Consider the following 4,450-nt stretch of genomic DNA (forward strand, 5'->3'; position numbering starts at 1 on the left):
ATCAGGCTCCCTCGAAAGGCTGGTTTATTACCTGCTGCATTATGTGGTGAACATCCTGCTATTCTACAGCCATGCCAAAATCGTGATGCCATTAGCGATGAGCAACCCCAGTCAGAAAGCATGGAAAATACCCTTATTCACCGCGATGGAAATCGCCTTTTTCCTCGCCCTGAAGTATGGATCGGACCACCTGATCGCCATGATTTTCCCCGAAATACAGAAAGGGGAAATCATCTTTGACGAGCGATTCATCTACGGCGGGATCTGGCGCAGCGTCTACTTCATTCTGCTGGCCTCAGGCTATTACTTCCTCAAATACTATATCCGGGAACGAGACAAAAGTGAACTCCTGGAAAAAAAATCCCATCAACAGGCAATCCTGGCAAAAGAGCAGCTGATCGAACTCAATAATGCCAGAAATGCATTCCTCCGTGCCCAGATCAATCCCCATTTCCTTTTCAACACCATCAGTTTCATCTACAGCAAGATCCACAAAACCGATCCCGCCGCCGGGAAGACCCTAGCACTGCTCTCCCGTAACATGCGCTACGCGCTGCGCAGCGGCAACAACCCCTCCCTGGTCAGGGTATCAGAAGAACTCAAACAAATCCGGTACCTGCTTGAGCTCTGGCAAATCAGGCAGGAAGGAGAAGTGACAGCTTTTCAACTAGAGGCCACCGAAAGCGCTGAGAATGCTGAATTTATCCCCCTGGTGCTGCTTACCCTGGTTGAAAACATCTTTAAGCACGGGAACCTCAGCGATAAGTACCACCCTGCCCTATTAAGGATTGAAACCGATGCCACCCATCTTTTCATCCAGACCCGGAACCTGGTCAACACTGGCCTGAATGACAACGGACAACACACCGGACTCCAAAATATCAGGCAGCGCTTGAGGCTGAGCTACGGCGAGCACTCGAAAATGCAACATTATACCAGCGGTGATCAATTTATAGTTAAGATCACAGCTCCTTTAAATATCCCTGGTGAAGATAAAAATCCCAAAAACAGCCTAAGGAACTAAACTAGCAGTAAAGGAAAGTAATTGGAGAAATCCATAGCCCACAATACACTCAAGTAAAATCAGGAACCAGAAATATTTTATCTAAAAAGCAGTAACATGAATAGTCAAATATTGAATTGTATATTAGTCGACGACCAGTCCTTCGCAATCGAAAACTTAAAGGAACAAATTGAATTGCACCCCAGCTTAAAAATACTGGCCATATTTACCGATCCCAGGAATGCACTGGCCTATCTTCAAAAAAGCACAGGCATAGACATCCTTTTTTCCGATGTTGACATGCCATGGCTCTCGGGAATTGAACTGGCTGCTAAAACCAGGCACCTATACCCACACCTGGTTTTTGTGACCGCTCATCCAGCCATGTCCTTCCGTCCAACCGGGGTGGGGATATACCACCATCTGCACAAGCCCTTCTCGGCCTTGAAGTTTCAGGACGTATTCCAGGCCATTCTTGAAAGCCCTTCCCATTTCTGACCGGATAAAAATTCAATGGTCAAGCGCAGCTGCCGGAACGATCAACCGGCTGCCCAGCATCATTCCAGCTACCTTTAACGACCCCAAGGCCAAACTGTTTGAAAAATAATGACCGCACCAATACTCCAAAATTCGTATTCTTGCACCATTACGATACCCAAACAGAATACACCCTTTGAAGATGGAATGGACCAGGCAGCAGAAAGATATCATCAATTCAACTGGCAATATCAAAATTAACGCAGTTGCAGGTTCAGGAAAAACCACCACCATCATTGAGTATGCCAGGACAAGACCTTCCAATTCCCGGATCTTATACCTTGCCTTCAACAAGGCCGTAAAAGTAGAAGCCGCCGAAAAATTCGCTGCAAAAGGTTTAAAGAACGTTGAGGTAGAAACCGCCCATTCCCTTGCCTTTCGCAACATTGTGATGCGCAGTAAATACCAGGTCAGAAACCAGGACTACACCACCAACGAAATTGTCCGCATCCTTAAATTAAAAAGTACAGGTGAAAAGCACAGCGAATTTGTGATCGCCAATCACATCCTTAAACTCATTTCTTATTTCTGTAACAGCGACAGGCCGAAAGTCCAGGACTTAAACTACCTCGACCTTATCGCGGATGAAGCGGTAAAAACACTTATTGCTGAAACCTATGGATACATGGTTTCACAGGCACGTATTTTTCTAGCCAAAATGGACCGAGGTGAAATCGAAATCACCCATGACTTTTACCTTAAAAAATTCCAGCTTCAGCATCCCCAGCTCGGCTTTGACTATATTCTCTTTGACGAAGCGCAGGATGCCTCCCCTGCCATGCTGGATATCTTTTTAAAGCAAAATGCTACAAAAGTTATTGTAGGCGATACCCACCAGCAAATATACAGCTGGCGTTATGCCGTCAACTCCCTGGAGAAAGCTCACTTCAAAACCCACCACCTCTCCACCAGTTTCCGTTTTGGACAGGATATAGCGAACCTTGCCATGGAAACCCTGCGATTGAAAAATCTATTGGAACCCCATCGTCCAATGACCATCCTGGGAAAAGGCAGGGAGAAAAAAATTAAAAGCAATGCCGTCATTGCACGCACAAATCTTGGACTGCTCATCAAAGCCATCGAATATGTGACCGAACGGAAAAACATCAGGCATATTTATTTTGAAGGCAACATCAACTCCTACACCTATGCAGACGAAGGCGCATCACTATATGATATCCTGAGCTTGCACAATGGAAAGCATAATCAGATCAAAGATCCGCTGATCAGTGCCATGCGCGATATCGCAGCACTGAAAGACTATGTGGAGCAGACCGGAGATAAGCAATTATCAATGATGATTGAACTGGTGGAAAAATACGGTAATGCTATACCCGGGCTGATCAAAGCCATAAAAGAAAAGCATGTCGAAAATAAGGACAAATCAAAGGCTGAAATCGTCTTTTCCACCGTGCACCGCTGTAAAGGAATGGAATATGATGCGGTGCTCCTGGCCGATGACTTTGTAACCGAAGAAAAAGTGAGAAGGCTCCGGGAAGATAAAAATGCACTCCCTGAACATTTCAATCGGATGAACGAGGAAATTAATTTATTGTATGTTGCCATCACCAGGGCCAAAACCGGTCTTTATATCCCGGAGGCTTTGGTTCCAAAACATTTTCCCGCCTCCCCGCAGATCTACCTCATCGCATCCCCAAAGGAATCAAAAAATAACCCGGCGGCATCCCGAAGTGATCAAAAAAAGACAATCAATTCCAAATCAGTAAACCCTGATAAACAGGCACACTCCGCTAACCAATCCTGGACAGTGGAACTGGATAATGAACTCACCATCATGTTTGCTGATGGGTACAGTCCTGGGGACCTTGCGCTGCACTTCGGCCGCTCCCGCTCAGCAATCAGTATGCGGATAAAAAAACTGGGATTGGAAGATTTGTTTTATTGATCCACTTGCCTATGTGCTAATTTCTGCTTTTAATTAGATAGGTTAGATTTTAACAAAGACCGTTCTTCAATAAGGTGTTATTCAACATTGAAGAACTGAAAGTTGTATACTAAAATCTATAGTGAACAAAATTATGCAGTTTTACAGTTGTTAGTAGAAAATTTATATAACAGGTTTGTAACTCACAAAAAAAACCTATCCTGAACAACTGGGAGCAAAAAACTTTTGAACTAATTTCTTCCTATATCGTACTGATGATATCTACCCTCTGGTTGTTTCTGATATCCTGTGTATTGATGGCACATTTCTGTCTCGGCAAAATCTTAAGGCATTATGATACACCAGAGGAATGGCAAGACGCTACATGAAGAGGTGTGGTTGTTACAGTTCTTATATTAGCCAGCACTGGGGCGGTCCAATGGTATTTCGGAGAATGATTAATTGTGTTTATCAACTTTGTTTTGATTACGGCATAACATCATGATATTCACTGCACAAGGCCTATTTTTTATCACCCCAATCGCAAACTGAACCAAGTCTCCTACATTTAAAATTACCAGATCATCGTCATTGTAAAATCGAATTTTTTGACCATTCAGATCGCTGATAAATCCGTATTTAACATCTTTGTTATAAGACAAAACTATTCCCTTTCTCATATATCACTATTCTAGCTTCCATAAACTTAAAGACCGGGACGTAATGTAGTTACGTAGATTCGATGGTTTAGGATTTCAAAATCATTTTCTACAGTTAAAACCATATAAAATGTGTGGGCAGATTAACTGCCGATAGTTCTATGCTACGAATGCATTAATTTATTTATTTGGACCGCAATATGCTCAGCCAGGTAATTTTCTATGCTAAATCTTTCTAAGTAGAACGTGTTAACGTATTTTTTTAATTAAAATATGATCAAAGTCCTGATCGAAATGTAGACATCATTCTTACCGGTTAAAGTTAGTTGTGCTGCATTGAACAACCTTAAGTTGTAGTGTGTACGT

General features: G+C 43.1%; 4 protein-coding genes. 3 read left to right on the plus strand and 1 reads right to left on the minus strand.

Annotated features, from left to right (window positions below; all coding sequences use genetic code 11):
• The 3 genes from ON09_RS24585 to ON09_RS22795 form a co-directional block, all read left to right on the plus strand.
• Positions 1-1,024, plus strand: a 1,024-nt coding sequence (locus tag ON09_RS24585; RefSeq protein ID WP_010603379.1) for a sensor histidine kinase, incomplete at its 5' end; no start/stop codon positions are given.
• A 96-nt stretch (positions 1,025-1,120) separates the two neighbouring features.
• Positions 1,121-1,501 carry a LytR/AlgR family response regulator transcription factor gene (locus ON09_RS22790; protein WP_010603380.1) on the plus strand — a complete coding sequence of 127 codons (381 nt, stop codon included), beginning with the start codon at positions 1,121-1,123 and terminating at the stop codon, positions 1,499-1,501.
• 181 nt (positions 1,502-1,682) lie between these two features.
• Positions 1,683-3,446 (plus strand): UvrD-helicase domain-containing protein, encoded by a 1,764-nt coding sequence (locus ON09_RS22795; protein WP_010603381.1) that lies wholly within the window; start codon positions 1,683-1,685, stop codon positions 3,444-3,446.
• Between the two features lie 437 nt (positions 3,447-3,883).
• Here ON09_RS22795 and ON09_RS22800 read toward each other — a convergent pair whose 3' ends face one another.
• Positions 3,884-4,105 (minus strand): S1 domain-containing protein, encoded by a 222-nt coding sequence (locus tag ON09_RS22800; protein WP_010603382.1) that lies wholly within the window; start codon positions 4,103-4,105, stop codon positions 3,884-3,886.
• Between the last annotated feature and the right edge of the window lie 345 nt (positions 4,106-4,450).

Source organism: Pedobacter agri PB92, from assembly GCF_000258495.1.
GTDB classification, from domain to species: Bacteria; Bacteroidota; Bacteroidia; order Sphingobacteriales; family Sphingobacteriaceae; genus Pedobacter; species Pedobacter agri.